The sequence below is a fragment of the Corynebacterium sp. HMSC067D03 genome, assembly GCF_001811185.1.
Taxonomy (GTDB): Bacteria; Actinomycetota; Actinomycetes; order Mycobacteriales; family Mycobacteriaceae; genus Corynebacterium; species Corynebacterium coyleae.
This window is the reverse complement of record NZ_KV803816.1, coordinates 1-16025: the sequence shown is the minus strand read 5'-3', so window position 1 is coordinate 16025 and position 16025 is coordinate 1. Positions and strand designations below refer to the sequence as shown.

General features: G+C 60.8%; 16 protein-coding genes and 2 tRNA genes. 8 read left to right on the top strand and 10 right to left on the bottom strand.

The features are described 5' to 3' along the window. Positions 1-120: 120 nt before the first annotated feature. From HMPREF2785_RS05610 to HMPREF2785_RS05580, 7 genes are all read right to left on the bottom strand, one after another. Positions 121-196 (bottom strand) — tRNA-His (locus HMPREF2785_RS05610). A 46-nt stretch (positions 197-242) separates the two neighbouring features. After that, on the bottom strand, positions 243-872 hold the full coding sequence (gene orn / locus HMPREF2785_RS05605; RefSeq protein ID WP_070614491.1) for an oligoribonuclease: 630 nt from the start codon (positions 870-872) through the stop codon (positions 243-245). Continuing rightward, a complete protein-coding gene (gene cmrA / locus HMPREF2785_RS05600; RefSeq protein WP_070422576.1) occupies positions 873-1679 on the bottom strand; it encodes a mycolate reductase in 807 nt (268 codons plus the stop codon). It lies immediately after the preceding gene. 10 nt (positions 1680-1689) lie between these two features. Further along, on the bottom strand, positions 1690-2010 hold the full coding sequence (locus HMPREF2785_RS05595) for a transcriptional regulator (protein ID WP_070614490.1): 321 nt from the start codon (positions 2008-2010) through the stop codon (positions 1690-1692). Then, positions 2007-2432 (bottom strand): hypothetical protein, encoded by a 426-nt coding sequence (locus tag HMPREF2785_RS05590; RefSeq protein WP_070614489.1) that lies wholly within the window; start codon positions 2430-2432, stop codon positions 2007-2009. Before HMPREF2785_RS05590 ends, HMPREF2785_RS05595 begins: the two co-directional genes overlap by 4 nt. Positions 2433-2471: 39 nt before the next feature. Then, positions 2472-3854 (bottom strand): MFS transporter, encoded by a 1383-nt coding sequence (locus HMPREF2785_RS05585; RefSeq protein WP_083291979.1) that lies wholly within the window; start codon positions 3852-3854, stop codon positions 2472-2474. A gap of 317 nt (positions 3855-4171) precedes the next feature. Then, a tRNA-Arg gene (locus HMPREF2785_RS05580) sits at positions 4172-4245 on the bottom strand. Between the two features lie 54 nt (positions 4246-4299). On the opposite strand from HMPREF2785_RS05580, the gene HMPREF2785_RS05575 reads away from it, so the two are divergent. The 5 genes from HMPREF2785_RS05575 (at position 4300) to HMPREF2785_RS05555 (ending at position 9844) form a co-directional block, all read left to right on the top strand. Further along, positions 4300-6285 carry a bifunctional copper resistance protein CopD/cytochrome c oxidase assembly protein gene (locus HMPREF2785_RS05575; protein WP_070614488.1) on the top strand — a complete coding sequence of 662 codons (1986 nt, stop codon included), beginning with the start codon at positions 4300-4302 and terminating at the stop codon, positions 6283-6285. 156 nt (positions 6286-6441) lie between these two features. Continuing rightward, positions 6442-7050, top strand: coding sequence for a single-stranded DNA-binding protein (locus tag HMPREF2785_RS05570; RefSeq protein WP_070422572.1), 609 nt, complete (start codon positions 6442-6444; stop codon positions 7048-7050). Between the two features lie 80 nt (positions 7051-7130). Further along, entirely contained in the window at positions 7131-8801 is a 1671-nt protein-coding gene (gene ettA, locus HMPREF2785_RS05565) for an energy-dependent translational throttle protein EttA (RefSeq protein ID WP_070614487.1), read from the top strand. Positions 8802-8812: 11 nt separating this feature from the next. Continuing rightward, entirely contained in the window at positions 8813-9217 is a 405-nt protein-coding gene (locus HMPREF2785_RS05560; RefSeq protein ID WP_070614486.1) for an acyl-CoA thioesterase, read from the top strand. Further along, the gene (locus HMPREF2785_RS05555) at positions 9218-9844 is read left to right on the top strand and encodes a DUF8185 domain-containing protein (RefSeq protein ID WP_070614485.1); all 627 of its coding nucleotides are present in this window, start codon (positions 9218-9220) and stop codon (positions 9842-9844) included. 33 nt (positions 9845-9877) lie between these two features. Here the strand turns inward: HMPREF2785_RS05555 and HMPREF2785_RS05550 are convergent, their stop codons facing one another. Next, positions 9878-10291, bottom strand: coding sequence for a globin (locus HMPREF2785_RS05550; protein ID WP_083284784.1), 414 nt, complete (start codon positions 10289-10291; stop codon positions 9878-9880). Next, positions 10281-11231, bottom strand: coding sequence for a mechanosensitive ion channel family protein (locus tag HMPREF2785_RS05545; RefSeq protein WP_070614493.1), 951 nt, complete (start codon positions 11229-11231; stop codon positions 10281-10283). Before HMPREF2785_RS05545 ends, HMPREF2785_RS05550 begins: the two co-directional genes overlap by 11 nt. 71 nt (positions 11232-11302) lie before the next feature. Here HMPREF2785_RS05545 and HMPREF2785_RS05540 point away from each other — a divergent pair, with 71 nt between their 5' ends. Continuing rightward, positions 11303-12451 carry a cystathionine gamma-synthase gene (locus HMPREF2785_RS05540; protein WP_070614492.1) on the top strand — a complete coding sequence of 383 codons (1149 nt, stop codon included), beginning with the start codon at positions 11303-11305 and terminating at the stop codon, positions 12449-12451. Here HMPREF2785_RS05540 and pepN read toward each other — a convergent pair. Then, positions 12448-14835 (bottom strand): aminopeptidase N, encoded by a 2388-nt coding sequence (gene pepN, locus HMPREF2785_RS05535; protein WP_070614484.1) that lies wholly within the window; start codon positions 14833-14835, stop codon positions 12448-12450. The two genes, HMPREF2785_RS05540 and pepN, sit on opposite strands and share 4 nt — an antisense overlap. Before the next feature lie 33 nt (positions 14836-14868). Here pepN and HMPREF2785_RS05530 point away from each other — a divergent pair, with 33 nt between their 5' ends. Both HMPREF2785_RS05530 and HMPREF2785_RS05525 read left to right on the top strand, forming a co-directional pair. After that, positions 14869-15486 carry a mycothiol-dependent nitroreductase Rv2466c family protein gene (locus HMPREF2785_RS05530; RefSeq protein WP_070451254.1) on the top strand — a complete coding sequence of 206 codons (618 nt, stop codon included), beginning with the start codon at positions 14869-14871 and terminating at the stop codon, positions 15484-15486. A 5-nt stretch (positions 15487-15491) separates the two neighbouring features. Next, the gene (locus HMPREF2785_RS05525) at positions 15492-15968 is read left to right on the top strand and encodes a ribose-5-phosphate isomerase (RefSeq protein ID WP_070614483.1); all 477 of its coding nucleotides are present in this window, start codon (positions 15492-15494) and stop codon (positions 15966-15968) included. Positions 15969-16025: the final 57 nt, after the last annotated feature.

Here is a 16025-nt window from a genome sequence, read left to right as displayed (position 1 = left end):
TAACCCCCGCGACACGCCGATAGCAGACACACTTTTTGAGCCTTAACCCGCAGACACACTTTTTGAGCCTTAACCCGCAATGTGCCCCGTAACCTGTTGTGGAGGTTACGGGGCACGCTTTGGGGTGGCTGACGGGGCTCGAACCCGCGACACCCAGGATCACAACCTGGTGCTCTACCAGCTGAACTACAGCCACCATTGCTGTTTTGCAGCGGATTACACCTTAGCCGTTCATCTGAAGTTTACAAAAACCGCTGGTAGAACTCGGTTGCAGCGGCAGAAGCCTTCGTTGCGGTGTCGGTGTCCGGGCCGGGGGAGTCCACAAATACGGCGCGACGGTAGTAGTCCAACTCGCGGATGGATTCCACGATGTCCGCCAAGGCGCGGTGAGCCATGCCCTTTTCGGGCTGGTTGTAGTACGCCTTAGGGAACCAGCGGCGCGACAGTTCCTTCACGGTGGACACGTCGATCATGCGGTAGTGCAGGGCGTCGTCGAGACGCGGCATCTGCGCACGGATAAACGCACGGTCGGTAGCAATCGAGTTGCCCGCAAGCGGAGCAGGATGAGCAGGATCGCAATGCTTTGCGACGAGCTCCAGCACCGCATCCTCAGCCTCCTCGATGCTGACCGTGGAGGCCTTAATGTCATCGAGCAGCCCGTTGGAGGAGTGCATCTCGGTGACAAAGTCATCCATCTCCGCCAGTTCGGCGTCGGTGGCGTGGACGACGAGGTCGACGCCGTCGTCGATAATGTTGAGCTCCGCATCCGTGACAAGCGCTGCCACCTCCACGATGACGTGGCGTGACGGGTCAAGACCGGTCATCTCCAGGTCGACCCACACGATGCGATTGTCCTTGTCTGCGATCTCCATTTATTCCTCTCCCATCTTGGCGTAAAACTTGCCCATAATCGGCGGCAGAATCCCGCGCGGGGCGTAGGTAGACACGACATCCATCGCCTTCGATAGCGGCCCCGGAACGACGCGTCGGCGGTTGCGGCGCATCGCCTTCAGGGTGTCGGCAGAACAAGACTCGTAGGTCGTCCACAGGAAATCGGGCACGACCTTATCCACGATCGACTGCTCCTCCTCCGGAATGTGCGCCTCACGCACAGGACCCGGCGCGAGCAGGGTCACGTGCACGCCAGAATCCTTCAGCTCGTAGTGCAGGGCCTCGGTGAACATGTTCACGCCCGCCTTGGTGAACACGTAGGTGGCGTTGTTCGGGATCGGCAGGTTGCCCGCGGCGGAGCCGACGTTGCACAGCGCGCCCTCGCCGCGTGGCACCATCTGATCCAGCACCGCCTTGGTGATGCGAAACACTGCCGTCGCGTTCAGGTTGAACTGGTTCGTCTCGTACTCCCAGTCCTGCTTCATAAACGGGCCGAACGACGCGATGCCGGCAGAATTGACGCAAATGTGAATCTTGCGGTTCGCAATGTGGTTAAGCAGTGCGGTGACGTCGCGTTCCTTAGACAGATCCGCGGCGAAGACTTCGACGGTGACGCCGTGAGCGGCCGCGAGTTCGTCGCCAAGCTTCTGCAATACCTCCTCGCGCCGGGCAACAAGGATGAGGTTGTGGCCACCTTTGGCCAGGTCGCGTGCGATCGCCTCGCCGATGCCTTGGCTCGCGCCAGTAATCAACGCGAACGAGTTGATGGATGGTCCTGGAAAACTCATGCGTCCGAATCTACCCGCCCGCGATCTCTCGCAACGCTGCCGTGTGTCGCTCGAAGGCCTGCGCACCCCTCTCGGTGAGCGTGACCCACACCGTGTCCTTCGCCCGGGATGAGCCGTACTCGCGGAAGCGCGTGATATAGCCGTGCTCCTCGAGCCGGTCCAACTGCTTGGATAGTGCAGAATCCGACAAGTCTATTTGGTCCCGCAGCGAGCTAAAGCGCATCTCGTGCCGGGACGTTTGCTTCTCGACGGCACCGCCGTGGTACAACGCCGCACAAATCTTCAACCGCGCCAGGGGGTGGATGACAGGGTCGATTTTAGGGGCGCTCATCGGTTCCTGCTTTCGTAGATCATGACAGCCGTGACCACGATCGCTGTGACCACGCCGGCGATGACCCCGCCGACCACGCTTCCTTCTGGGACGAACCAGATCAGCGGCATCATGAACGCGGGGGTGAGAGCGGCGGCCCAGTTCGTCTTCGGGTCTTCCTGGATCGGCTGCTTCATGCTCGGGCGTACGTTGCGGTTGTGATCTCGCACGGCGAGTGCGATGCAGGCGATGATGATGACCGCAAACAGTGCCCACCAGTACTTCCAGCCGATGATCGTGCCGGCGATCGTGACACCGAAACTGGTGCCGAGGATGGCGTAAGCCCACGGCGGTGTGGGTGGTTTACGTGCGTCTTGCTCGATCCCGTCGATCTGCTCGAGGGCGGCGCGGGCCTCTTCCTTCGAGATCTTATTGCTTTCCATGCCGGCAAGTATGTCACTTGTCGGCATGGAAAGCAAGGGCTAAATCTCGTGCATCTCCTGGTGCTTGGTCTCCGGGGAGGACAGGATCGCCCACAGAGAAATCGCGGTAACGATAACCAGGTAAATGCCCACAGCCTGCGGTCCGTACTTTGCGTTCAGCGCCGTTGCGATGAACGGGGCGATAGCCGCACCCAGGATGGAGGACACGTTGTACGCGATACCGGAGCCGGTGTAGCGCACATTCGACGGGAACAACTCCGGCAAGATCGCAGACATCGGGCCGAAGATGAAGCCCATCAACACCATGCCGATGAACAGGAAGATGCCCAAGGAGACCATGGTGAACGTCTCCGGATTCAGCAGCCACTTGAAGCTCAGGCCATAGACGATGATCGCAACCGAAGTCAGGCCCAGCACCGGGCGACGACCGTAGACATCCGACCAGTGGGCCGCAATCGGGATGCCAGCGATGAACCCGAAGATGCACACCAGCTGCAGCTTCAGGAACGTCGGGTACGCAATACCCAGGCCAACGCCCTCTTCCGCCGAACCAATTCCGTAGGAGAGGAACCAGGTGGTCACGATGTAGAACAGCGTGTAGCAACCAACCATGACAAACGTGCCCTGGATCAGCGGCTTCCAGGCAGTCTTGAATACCTCCGCTAGTGGGGAAGCGGCCTTCTGGTTGTTCTGCTCCACCTGCTGGAACACCGGAGTCTCCTCAACCTGCAGGCGAACCCACAGGCCGATGATGACCATCACGATGGACAGCAGGAACGGAATGCGCCAGCCCCAGCGCATGAACGCGCCCTCGAAGTCGCCAGTGGTGTGGCCCAGCACGGTGACCAGGATGAGGAACAGGCCGTTGGCCAGCAGGAAGCCGAACGGCGCGCCGAGCTGCGGCCACATGCCCGCCCAGGCGCGGCGGCCCTTAGCTGCTGTTTCTGTGGACAGCAGGGCTGCGCCGGACCACTCGCCGCCCAGGCCGAGGCCCTGGCAGAAGCGCATCAGTGCCAGCAGCGCCGGCGCCCAGATACCGGCTTGGGCATAGGTGGGCAGCAGGCCGATAACAAAGGTGGCGATGCCCATCGTCAGCAGCGCGCCGACCAGGGTCGCCTTACGCCCAACCTTGTCGCCGAAGTGGCCGAACAGTACTGAACCCAGCGGACGGGCAATAAACGCCAAGCCGAACGTGGCAAACGACGACAGCAGCGCAACCGTGCTCGATTCCGACTTGGGGAAGAAGAGGAACGGAAATACCGCGACGGCTGCGGTGGCGTAGGCGTAGAAGTCGTAAAACTCAATCGTCGTGCCAATTGTCGACGCAAGGCGGACCCGGTTTCGCTCCTGTGGCGTTGTCTCCCGGATGGCAGCAGGGGCCGCTTGTGGGGCAGGGGGTTGATGTTCGACGCTGGTGGTCATCGCCCGTCCTTTCATTCCATTGTGTGAAACTGCTGTGTCGCAGAATGGAAGAAACTGTATCACTCTATGGGACGCGTATCCCAAAAATGGGTGGGGTGTGGTCTGCTGAGGCCAAACGACACATCCAACACGGCATATATCGCTGAAAATCAGCGGAGTATGCCGTGTTCCATGTGTCGTTTAGCTTTGCGGCACGCCTCTTTCCCCGCACATGGTGAGAACGCATTGGTGAAGACGGCCAAAAATCGGCATCTTCACCAATGCGTTCTCACCATGTACGCGGCGCGCCCCTCATCCCAACCCCCAGAAACACAAAGCGCCCCCAGCAGGATTCGAACCCGCGACCAGCCGGGTAGAAACCGGATGCTCTAATCCACTGAGCTATGGGGGCAGTGCGAATGATTGTAGTTATGGCCGTTTCGCGGGCGAAAGTAGGGTATGCAGCATGACTGAGACTGCCCGAAAGCCTGCTGTTGTTTCCGCTTGGCCGCTCTATCTTGCGGCGCTCGCTGCGGCCGCGGTGGTCGCGGGTGCGGTGGCGCAGTCGTTCTCTGGTGGGTCGCTGGCGGCGCTCGGTATTCCGGACCCCGGCGTGACCACCACGTTTGGTTTGCCGGCGCTGCGCGGTGTGGCGTGGATTCTTATGGCGTTGGCGGTGGGGTCGTTCATGCTGTCGTCATTCTTCATCCCGCCGCGCATGCAGGGGGAGGATCTCAACGGTGCGCAGTTGACGGTGGACGGGCACATCGCTTCGCGTACTGGTGCGCACGCGAGTGCGGGCATCGTGCTGATTGGGTTGTTGATGATTCCGCTGGTGCTGTCGGATGTGTCGGGCCAGCCGATGAAGACTGTCATGTTTGAGGCGGCCGCCTGGACGCAGGCCTTGGAGCAGGTGAAAGAGGCTCGCGTGTGGTTGATCGTCGCTGCGTTCGCGGCGGTGGTGGCCGTCGGCGGCTACGTTGCGACGAGTTGGTGGTCGCAGGTTGCGCTTTTTATCGGCGCGATTGTGGTGGTCATGCCGATCGGTCTGACCGGCCACTCGGCGACGGGCGGCTCCCACGACTTTGGCACCAACTCGCTCATTTGGCACCTCGTGGCCATGTTGCTGTGGGTTGGCGGTCTTATGGCGCTTGTGGCGCATGCTTTACGACGAGGCCCTCACCTCACCGAAGCCACCCGCCGCTACTCCATGGTCGCCCTGTTTTCCATCCTGGCTATGGCGCTTTCCGGTGTGATTAACGCGCTGGTGCGCGTGCGTATTAGTGAGTTGACGGAGTATAGCTACGGCATCGTGCTGATCGTGAAGACGGTAGCGATTGTGCTGCTCGGCATCATTGGTTACGCCCACCGCGAGCGCACCATCCCGCTGTTGGACAGCCAGCCGAAGGCGTTTGCCCGCCTCGGAGCGGTGGAAGTCCTGATCATGGCTGCGGTCTCCGGCCTTGCGGTCACCCTTGGCCGCACGCCGCCCCCGCCGCCGCTCGACCCGAACCTCACCCGCATGCAGGTGAAGATGGGGTACAACCTTTCTGAACAGATCTCCTGGACCAACTGGATCACTCTGTGGCGCCCCGAGCTGCTGTTTAGCGTCATTGCGATTCTTCTGGCCGTCTACTACCTGCGCCTGGTGCGCCGCGTGGACGGGTGGAAGACGTCACGGACGGTGTGGTGGTTGCTTGGGTGTGTGACGGTCGTCGTCACGCTGAGCTCTGGGTTGGGCATGCACATGCCGGCGTCGTATTCGGTGCACATGTCCGTCCACATGATTCTGTCCATGGGCGTGCCAGTGTTCCTGGTGCTGGGCGCACCGCTGACGCTGATCGGCAAGGCGTACCCGGCAGGCGAGTTCAACCCGCGTATGTGGGTGGAGAGCTTCCAGCGCTCGAAGTTCTTGCGCATGGTCACGTTCCCGCCGGTGTCCACCATTCAGTTTCTGGTGTTTTTCTACGCCATGTATGTGTTCATCCCGCTCTACGAGCTGATGATTTCTGAGCACGCCGGCCACGTCATCATGAACGCCGTCTTTATGGTGTCTGGCTACTTCTACTTCTGGGAACTGATCGGGCCCGACCATATTGAAGGCCGCGCCACCGCGAAAACTCGCCTGGCCTGGCTGTGGGTGTCCATGCCGTTCCACCTGTTCATGGGCGTGTACCTCATGCAGCTCGGCGTGGTTATGGGCGAGGACTTCTACAACAACCTCGAACTGCCGTGGAACCCGGATCTGGCGCAGATTCAGAAGGAGGGCGGCGGTATCGCCTGGGCATCCGGTTCCTTCCCGCTGCTGATCGTCTTCGGTGAGTTGTTCATGCAGTGGCTGCGCGAAGACCGCGCCGAGACGGAAGAGGCCGATCGTCGCGCGAAAGAGACCGATGACGAAGAATGGCGCCGCTACAACGAGATGCTCGCCCAGTACGGAAATCGCTCCTAGCAGCGGATTGTGGAATCTGGTTTCAAAGTTATCCACAGAAACGGCTTCCCCCTTTACCGGCTTTACAAATCGTGCGAACCTCGAAGTGTGCAGGGCGTTGCTTCACGACGACACCCCGCACACCATCATCCGCACTATGGAAAGGGGGGCTCTTCCATGAGCCAAAACACCATCCGCCTAATTGGCAACCTGACCGACGATCCGAAACTTGTGTTGTTCGCGAGTGGGGCGACGGTAACCAAGATGAGGCTGGCGTCGTCGAAAAGAAGGCGCGTCACCGACGACAACGGCAAAGAGGTCTGGGAAGACGTCGACCCGCTGTTCATCGACGTTGAATGCTGGGGGCAACTCGCCGTGAACTGTGGAGCGTCGCTGAAGAAGGGATTCCCCGTCATCGTCGACGGCTCGCTGGTCACCGACTTCTGGCAAGAAGGCGAAGGCAACAACGCCGTCACCCGCTCGAAAATCATGCTCAAGGCCCGCAACGTGGCCTTTGACATGAACCACTACCAGCTCAACTCGGCGCGCACCTCCAACTCCGGACACAGCCTCGACGGACACGACGCGGTACCTGTTATGGATGCCGAGGCCGTGTTCGAGCGGCTCACCGGCCAACCACCCAGCTTTGCCGACCCGGTCGACCCGGCCGAGCCGGTGGCCGCCGAAGCCGATGGGGGAGACAATGCTCTCGACGGAGCCCCCGACGGCACCGACGAGGCCCGCTACAGCGCCGAAGACCTCAGCGCCGCCAAGGCACCGTTCTAGGAGGGCGTCGTACTCAGCCACGTGATGTACCCTGATTGCGGTATTTAACGTCCGCATTCACCAACAAAAGGGGAAACGTAGTGGCTGAGTTCATCTACACGATGAAAAACGTCCGCAGGGCCATTGGCGAAAAAGTCATCCTGGACAACGTCACCATGGCCTTCTACCCAGGCGCCAAGATCGGCGTCGTGGGTCCGAACGGCGCCGGTAAATCGTCGCTGCTGAAGATTATGGCGGGCATCGACCAGCCAAACAACGGCGAAGCTTTCCTGCAGCCAGGTGCCTCCGTGGGCATCCTGCTGCAGGAACCGCCACTCAACGAAGAAAAGACCGTCCGCGGCAACGTCGAAGAAGGCCTCGGCGAGCTGTTTGAAAAGAAGCAGCGCTTCGAGGAAATCGCCGAGGAAATGGCGACCAACTACTCCGACGAGCTCATGGAAGAAATGGGCAAGCTGCAAGAAGAACTCGACGCAGCCGATGCGTGGGAGATCGACTCCAAGATCGAGCAGGCCATGGAGGCTCTGCGCTGCCCGCCGTCTGATGCGCCGGTGACCAACCTGTCGGGTGGTGAGCGTCGTCGAGTAGCACTGGCGAAACTGCTGCTGAGCGAGCCAGACCTGCTGCTTCTCGACGAGCCCACCAACCACCTCGACGCCGAATCCGTCCTCTGGTTGGAGCGCCACCTGCAGACCTACCCGGGTGCCGTGCTCGCAATTACCCACGACCGCTACTTCCTGGACAACGTCGCAGAATGGATCTGTGAGGTCGACCGCGGCCAGCTCTACCCGTACGAAGGCAACTACTCCACCTACCTGGAGAAGAAGGCTGAGCGTCTCGAAGTTGCCGGCAAGAAGGACCAGAAGCTGCAGAAGCGCCTGAAGAAGGAACTCGAGTGGGTCCGTTCCTCGCCGAAGGCACGCCAAGCCAAGAACAAGGCACGTCTGGAGCGCTACGAAGAGATGGCAGCCGAGGCGGAGAAGTACCGCAAGCTCGACTTCGAAGAAATCCAGATCCCGACCCCGCCGCGCCTCGGCAGCAAGGTCGTCGAAGTGGAAAACCTGAACAAGGGCTTCGACGGACGCGTCCTGATCAAGGACCTGTCGTTCACCCTGCCGCGCAACGGCATCGTCGGCGTCATCGGCCCCAACGGTGTGGGTAAGTCCACCCTGTTCAAGACCATCGTTGGTCTGGAAGAGCCGGACTCCGGCAACGTGACCGTCGGCGAGACCGTCCAGATCTCCTACGTGGACCAGAACCGCGAAAACATCGACCCCGAAGAAACCGTGTGGGAAGTTGTCTCCGACGGCCTGGACTACATCCACGTCGGCCAGAACGAAATGCCGTCGCGCGCCTACCTGTCCGCCTTCGGCTTCAAGGGTGCTGATCAGCAGAAGCCATCCAAGGTCCTCTCCGGCGGCGAGCGCAACCGCCTCAACCTGGCGCTGACGCTCAAGCAGGGCGGTAACCTGATCCTGCTCGATGAGCCCACCAACGACCTTGACGTGGAAACCCTCGGCTCCCTCGAAAACGCACTGCAGGCCTTCCCGGGCTGCGCTGTGGTCATCTCGCACGACCGCTGGTTCCTCGACCGCACCTGTACCCACATCCTCGCGTGGGAAGGCAACGTCGAAGAAGGCAAGTGGTTCTGGTTCGAAGGTAACTTCGGCGACTACGAGAAGAACAAGGTCGAACGCCTCGGTGAGGAAGCCGCCAAGCCGTCGCGCGTCACCCACCGCAAGCTCACCCGTTAGGAGCAAACCCCATGGCAGAAATCCACGTGCACACCATTCCGGTGCGTTGGAGCGACTTTGACCGCTACGGTCACGTGACCAACTCGGCCTACGTCGAGTTGGCGCAGGAGGCGCGCCTGGCGTTCGCGGAGAAGTTCTTCTACTCCGAAGGCCACGAGTTCGTGGTGTTCGTACGCCGGCTCGAGGTGGACTACGTCCGCCCGATCCTGCCCAACACAACTGAAGTCACCGTGGAAACGCAAGTGGTTAACCTGGGCAACACTTCGTTTACCACTCGTCAGGAGATCAAGGACGCGCAGGGCAAAACCTGCGCAGTGGTGGAGTGTGTGCAGGTCACGGTGGATACTGCGACGACCTCGCCGCGCGAGATCACCAAAAAGGAGATCGGCATCCTGTCTAAGGCGGCCGAAAACTAGGTGATCACCCTTGACATCGAATCTGGCGCGCGCGGCCTGACCACTCTGGTCGGCCGCGCCGTCGGCTTAGATTCACAGGCCTCCGCACGCTTCCAGGAGGTTGGCGGGGGTGCGCTCGACGTGTTCGTGACCACGCCCTTCGAGGCCATTGCTTCTCGACGAATCACCGGCACCACCTCCCACAACACCGCCACCGTCAGCGCCCGCGACCTCCTCGCCGCGCTGCAGTCCGGTTCTGTTGAGGTCGGGCCGGCGCGCGATGCCGTCTGGCCCGGGGCGCTGCCACCCGCCACCGGATTCGTTGCGCGTGAGCAGGTGCCGGTTGGCGTGGCCCGCAGGCTTGCCGACGAAGGCCGCAACCTCGCCCGCCAATTCTCCGGACCAGCCGGCCCACCAAAATCCTTGCTGGACGGGATCGTGCTCACCGCCGACGCCGACAGCACCGACCCGGTGGAAATCCCCATGCGGATGATCTTCGCCTGCACCGCGCTCGGGCTCATCCCCGGCTTCGAAGCACCCGCAGAAATCCCGCGTCACCTGCGCGTATCCAGCTGCGGGCGCTGGACCCGCCTAGACGCCCCCTTCGGATCCGTCTACCGCAACGCCGGACTCGGCCTGCTGTTCTAACGGGCCGCGCTTCGCTGGCGGCCCGGGCTGGGACTAATAGGCCCGCGGGCCCTGGTTGATCATCATGTACGCCACACGCTGCATGTGATTCCACATCTGGGCGCGGTACGGTTCGGGCAGCTCGTCGTCGTCAAACTGCTCCATCGACTTGCCCATCAACTCGAGCCAACGATCCGCCTCCGGCTCACCGATCGCGAAAGGGAAGTGGCGCTTGCGCAACATCGGGTTGCCGCGCTGCGCCTGATACTCGCGCGGGCCACCCCAATACTGGACGAGGAACCAACGCAGGCGGTTCTCCGCTCCTTCCCAATCCTGATCCGGGTACATCGGGCCGATGAGGTCATCTTCCTTGACCTGATCGTAAAACCCGCGGACAAGGCGGGTGAAGAATGGTTCGCCGCCGACGGCGTCGAAAAGCGTCTGCTCCTGCTTCGGGCTAATCTCCAACGTTTTCCTCCTGCTGTTTCACCAACACAGACTCCCGCGGCGTCAACACCACACCCTCGCGGTGCAACGCCGCCAAAATCCGCTGATTCAAATAACGCGCAACCGTCCACTGCATGCCAGGCATCGTCTGCACCTCCACGCGGAACGACATGTAATCCGGCGTCACCTCGCTCGGACCCAACATCCGCGGAGTGCCCATCACCAGCTCGGCGACTTCCTTGTCCTGGCAGCCCGCAACAGCGGTCTCTTCGATCAAACGCGACACCTCATCCGGATTCACCATCAACGACACCGGCACCTGCACACGCGCGGTAGAGAAGCGGGCCGAATGATTGCCAACCCGATCAATGTCGCCGTTACGGATGTACCACAGCGCGCCGTCGATATCGCGAAGCGTGGTGATGCGAAGCGTCATCTCCTCAACATCACCCACAACATCGCCGACCTCAATCGTGTCACCCACCCCGAATTGGTTCTCAATCAAAATCGCCACACCGGAGAAGAAATCCTTCACCAACGACTGCGCACCAAAACCAATCGCCACACCGACAACACCAGCCGACGCAATCAGCGGCGCAACATTGACCCCCAACTGATCCAGCACCGCAAGCACCGCCCACGCCCAAATCACAATCGCAGCCACCGACCGGCCCACATTGGCCAGCGTCTTCATCCGCTGCTGACGACGCTTCTCCTGCGCACGAATCTGCTGCGCATCACGCCCCTCATACTTCAACACATTCGAGCGTTTAATTCCCTGGCGCGTCGCACGCCGAATAATGCCATTCGCCAGCCAATTCAGCACAATTGCAACCAGCAAAATGAGCACGATCTTCACCGGGCGCTCAATGAACAATTCATGCGTTTGCGGATTGTTCCACCACGACGCCACGCCCTCGACAGCTTGGTCAACCTTTTCAGAAGCATCTTGAGTATCCATCACCGCACGAGTGTACGCGCGATGCATAAAAATGACCGAGGGGTGTACCGCTTGGTCTAGTGTCTGTGCACATGACTGTCTACGGATTCACCACCAACGCCATCCACGCAGGCTACGAGCCCGACAGCCTCTACGGGCCAATCAACACCCCCATCTACGCCTCCACCACCTTCGCCCAAGACGGCCTCGCCGAACTCCGCGGCGGCTACGAATACACACGCGTGGGAAACCCCACCGTCACCGCCCTGGAAAAAGCTGTTGCGGCGCTTGAAAACGCCGATTTCGCCGTCGCCTACTCCTCCGGCATGGCAGCTATCGATGTCGTCCTCCGCATCCTGCTCAAACCCGGCGACCACGTCGTCGTATCCAACGACGCCTACGGCGGCACCTACCGCCTCATCCAACAAGTCTTCACCCTCTGGGGTGTGGAAAACACCGTCGTCGACATGACCAACCCCACAGAGGTCGCCGCCGCCGTCCAAGACAACACCAAGGTCATCTGGGTGGAAACGCCGACAAACCCAATGCTGGACGTCGTCGACATCGAAGCAATCGCGGCAGTGAAGAAGCAGGCAGCGCTGGTCGTCGACAACACCTTCGCATCCCCCTACCTGCAAAAACCATTCGAACTCGGCGCCGACGTCGTCCTCCACTCAACGACGAAATACATCGGCGGCCACTCCGACGTCGTCGGCGGCATCGTCTGCGGCCGCAACGACCGCGTCGACGGCTTCCACGAACAACTCCGCTTCTTCTTCGGCTGGGTCGGCGCCAACCCATCCCCGTTCGACACCTACCTCACCGGCCGCGGCCTGAAAACCCTCGCCGTGCGCATGGACCGCCACTGCGACAACGCCGAAGCCGTGGCCAAATACCTCGACGCCCAACCGCAAGTTTCCCGCGTGTGTTACCCGGGACTCGAAACACACCCGGGCCACGAGGTGGCGAAAAAGCAGATGACCCGCTTCGGCGGCATGGTCTCCGTACTGTTCCAAACCACCGAGCAGGCCAAGAAGTTCTGCAAGTCGACGAAACTGTTCTGCCTCGCCGAATCCCTCGGCGGCGTGGAAAGCCTGCTCGAGCACCCCGCCACCATGACCCACGTGTCCGTCGCCGGCTCGGCGCTCGAGGTGCCGGGGGAGTTGGTCCGCATTTCCGTGGGCATTGAGGACGAGGCCGACCTGATCGCCGACCTTGAACAAGCCCTCAAGCAGCTTTAATTTGCTGCTGCGTCGGCCGCGCGGTTGCGCACAGCGCGTGCGGAGCGGTCCTGGCCTTCGGCGATAACACGCTTCAGGCCATTGGGGACGTCGCTGTTCAGCAGGGCGTTTGCCTTCTCAACAGCCTCTTGCGTGACGTCCCAACGCGGGTACATGCCCTCCAGGGTGCGCTGCGCCATCTCGTTGGTCAAACGGTCCCACAGGGCCGGCGCGGCGCGGAAGTACTCGTCGGTCAACCCCTCGAGCCCAGCGTCGGTGAAGGTGAGCCCGTCCATGAGGTAGCGGGCCTCGAGATTGGTCAGGTCGTCGTTAATGAGCTTGTCCCAAGCCCAACGCTTATCGACGACCGCCCTCGCCCTCAACCGCGAAATCGCACCCTCCGACGTCTCGTCCTTCTCCTCGTCAACGGCCTCCAACGGCAAGGCGCCAGCAGCGAGAAGGTTCGTGATCGCCAACCAACGAACCTCCTGATTCTCGGAGGTCTTCAGCAAATCCTTGAAGTACTCAACCGTCTCCTCAGTCGGCTCCAGACGGGCAAGCGCACGGTCGAACACCGCCTTCGGCTCCTGACCACGGAACGCCTCGTTCAGCAGATCGAAGCCGGTGCGCCGCCACGCCGGATCAACGTAGCGCTTCACAGCCTCAGTAGCCTGAGCGGCGATCCGCTCCTGCATATCCGGGCCAACCTCGCGCGCCACCAACTCCACATACTGACGAGCAGGCAGACGACCATCACGCACAGACTCCCACAGGGAAGACCACACCAACGTCTTCGCCAACGAATCCTCAATCTGGCCCAAGTGCTCCACGGCAAACTGCTGCTGCTGCGCATCGAGGCCCATCAGGCAGTACGTGAGGTCGTCGTCGTTCACCAGGGCGAGATCGTGTTTCACGCCTGAAAATTCAGGAATCTCAGTGCGCTCGCCGGTGATATCGAGTTCGACTTGGTGGGTGCGCTGCACGGTGCCGTCGATAAGCGAATAAAGCCCCACGCGAACACGGTGATCGCGCAACACCGGCGACTCCTGCACCACGGTAAACGTGTCCGAAATCTCCGGGTAAAGACGCGACACACCGGTAGTACGCAGCCACTGCTCAGCCCAGTTAGACAAGTCGCGACCCGAAGCCTCCTCCAGCGCGCCGAGCAGATCATCGAACGTGGCATTGGAGTAAGCATGGTTATCGAAGTGCTTACGCACACCCGCGAAAAACTCCTCATAACCCACATACGCCTGCAACTGCTTCAGCACAGACGCACCCTTGGCGTAAGTAATGCCATCGAAATTCTGCTCCGCCGTCTCAATATCCGGCGCATCCGCAGCAATCGGGTGCGTCGACGGCAACTGATCCTGCGAATACGCCCACGCCTTCTCCACCGTGGCAAACGTCGTCCACGCCTCCGGATACTCACCGATACCCACCTGCGCCGTCGCCGCCGACCACGTAGCAAACGACTCATTGAGCCACAGATCGTCCCACCACTCCATCGTGACAAGATCGCCGAACCACATATGCGCCATCTCGTGCAGAATCGTGTCGTTGCGACGCTCCAGACGATACGGCGTCGGCTCAGACGTGAAAATGTACTCATCGCGGTACGTCACACAACCAACGTGCTCCATCGCGCCCATGTTGTACTCCGGGCAAAACACCTGATCGTACTTGTCGCCAAACGGGTACTTGCGGCCGAAATTCGCGTGATAGAAATCGAAGCCGTCCTTCGTCTGACGGAACAGTCGCTCCGAATCCATATGCGGAATCAAACTGGCACGCGCGTACAGACCAAGCTCAATCGTGCGGCCATCACCCGCGTCGTACGTGTCGGTGACCTTCTCAAACTCACCCGCGCAAATCGCAACCAGGTATGTCGACAGCGGGTAATCAATCGTCGTGGTCCAAGTCGCGGTGCCATCACCGTTTTCCTCGCGTGAAACCGCCTCATTCAGAATCACCGTGTAACGCTCCGGCGCCTTCACACCCACCTTGTACGTCGCCTTCAAATCCGGCTGATCAAACGAGGCAAACACCTTCATCGCCATCGCCGGCTCAAACTGCGTGTACAGGTAGTCCTTGCCGTCCACCGGATCCGTGAACTTATGCAGACCCTCGCCCGTGCGGTTGTACGGCTCCGTCGACGTCACCCGCAGCTCATGGGAACCCGCCGACAACGTGATCTCCTGGCCAGTCGCCTCACCATCAAGCGTCGCCTCGAATGATTCCGCCACCAGGTCAAAGTGCGTCGTTCCCGCCTCGGAATCGAACTGGATTGTCGACACCGTCGTGAACGTGTCCTTGCCAGTGATATCCACCAGAATGTCGTAACGAACGTTGGAAATGAGCTTTGCGCGCAACTGCGCGTCTTCACGCGTGAGATTAGTCTTCATGTGACTCAGGCTACACGCGCTATTGTGGGCGGCATGAAAGAGCAAGTGACTTTTTGGTTTGATGTTTCCTGCCCGTTTTGCTGGTTGACTTCGCGTTGGATGAAGGAAGTGGAGAAAGTCCGCGATGTTGAGGTCGAGTGGGTGCCGATGTCGCTCTCCGTGCTCAACGACGGCCGTGACATCCCTGCCGACTATGCCGAGTTGATGAAGGCGAACTGGGGTCCCGCGCGTGTGTTCGCGAAAGTGAAGCAGGATGCCCCGGACAAGATCGACGCGCTGTACACGGCGATGGGCACGATCATCCACACTGGCGGCCAGGATCACAAGAAAGGTTTCGGCGCCTACGACAGTGTTATTGCGGAGGCGCTTGCCGAGGTCGGTTTGCCCGCGGAGTACGCGGATGTGGCGAATACCGACGAGGTTGATGAGGCCTTGCGCGGTTTTCACGCGTCGGCAATGGCTGAGGTTGGCGACGACGTCGGCACCCCCGTGGTCAAGCTCGGCGACAGTGCGTTTTTCGGCCCGGTGATCACGCGTGTGCCGGAGGGCGAGGATGCTGGGAAGTTGTTCGATCACGCGGTTGGTGTGGCGAGTTTCCCGTATTTCTTTGAGCTCAAGCGCAGCCGTACGGAAGCCCCGCAGGTACGCTAAGCCTTATGCGTATTTACCTTGGAGCAGATCACGCCGGTTTCGAGCGGAAGAATCAGATTAAGGCCCATCTTGAGGCGCAGGGTCATGAGGTGACTGACTGCGGCGCCCACGAGTATGACGCCACGGATGACTACCCGGCGTTTTGCATCGCCGCAGCGGAGGCTGTGGTCGCTGATCCGGGTTCTCTGGGCATCGTGCTTGGCGGTTCGGGTAATGGTGAGCAGATTGCTGCGAATAAGGTCAAGGGTGCTCGTTGTGCGTTGGCGTGGTCGGAAGAGACCGCGAAACTGGCCCGCGAGCACAACAACGCGCAACTCATCGGCATCGGCGGGCGCATGCACACCGAGGAAGAGGCGCTCGCGATTGTTGATGCGTTTGTTTCCCAGCCGTGGAGTGAGGAGGAGCGTCATCAGCGTCGTATCGATATTCTCGCGGAGTACGAGCGCACTGGTGTCGCGCCGGAGGTTCCGTCTGCGAAGTAGTGTGTAGGCATGACGATTGGCCCGCTTTTTGGCGGGCTTTTTCGTTATGTGAAGAGT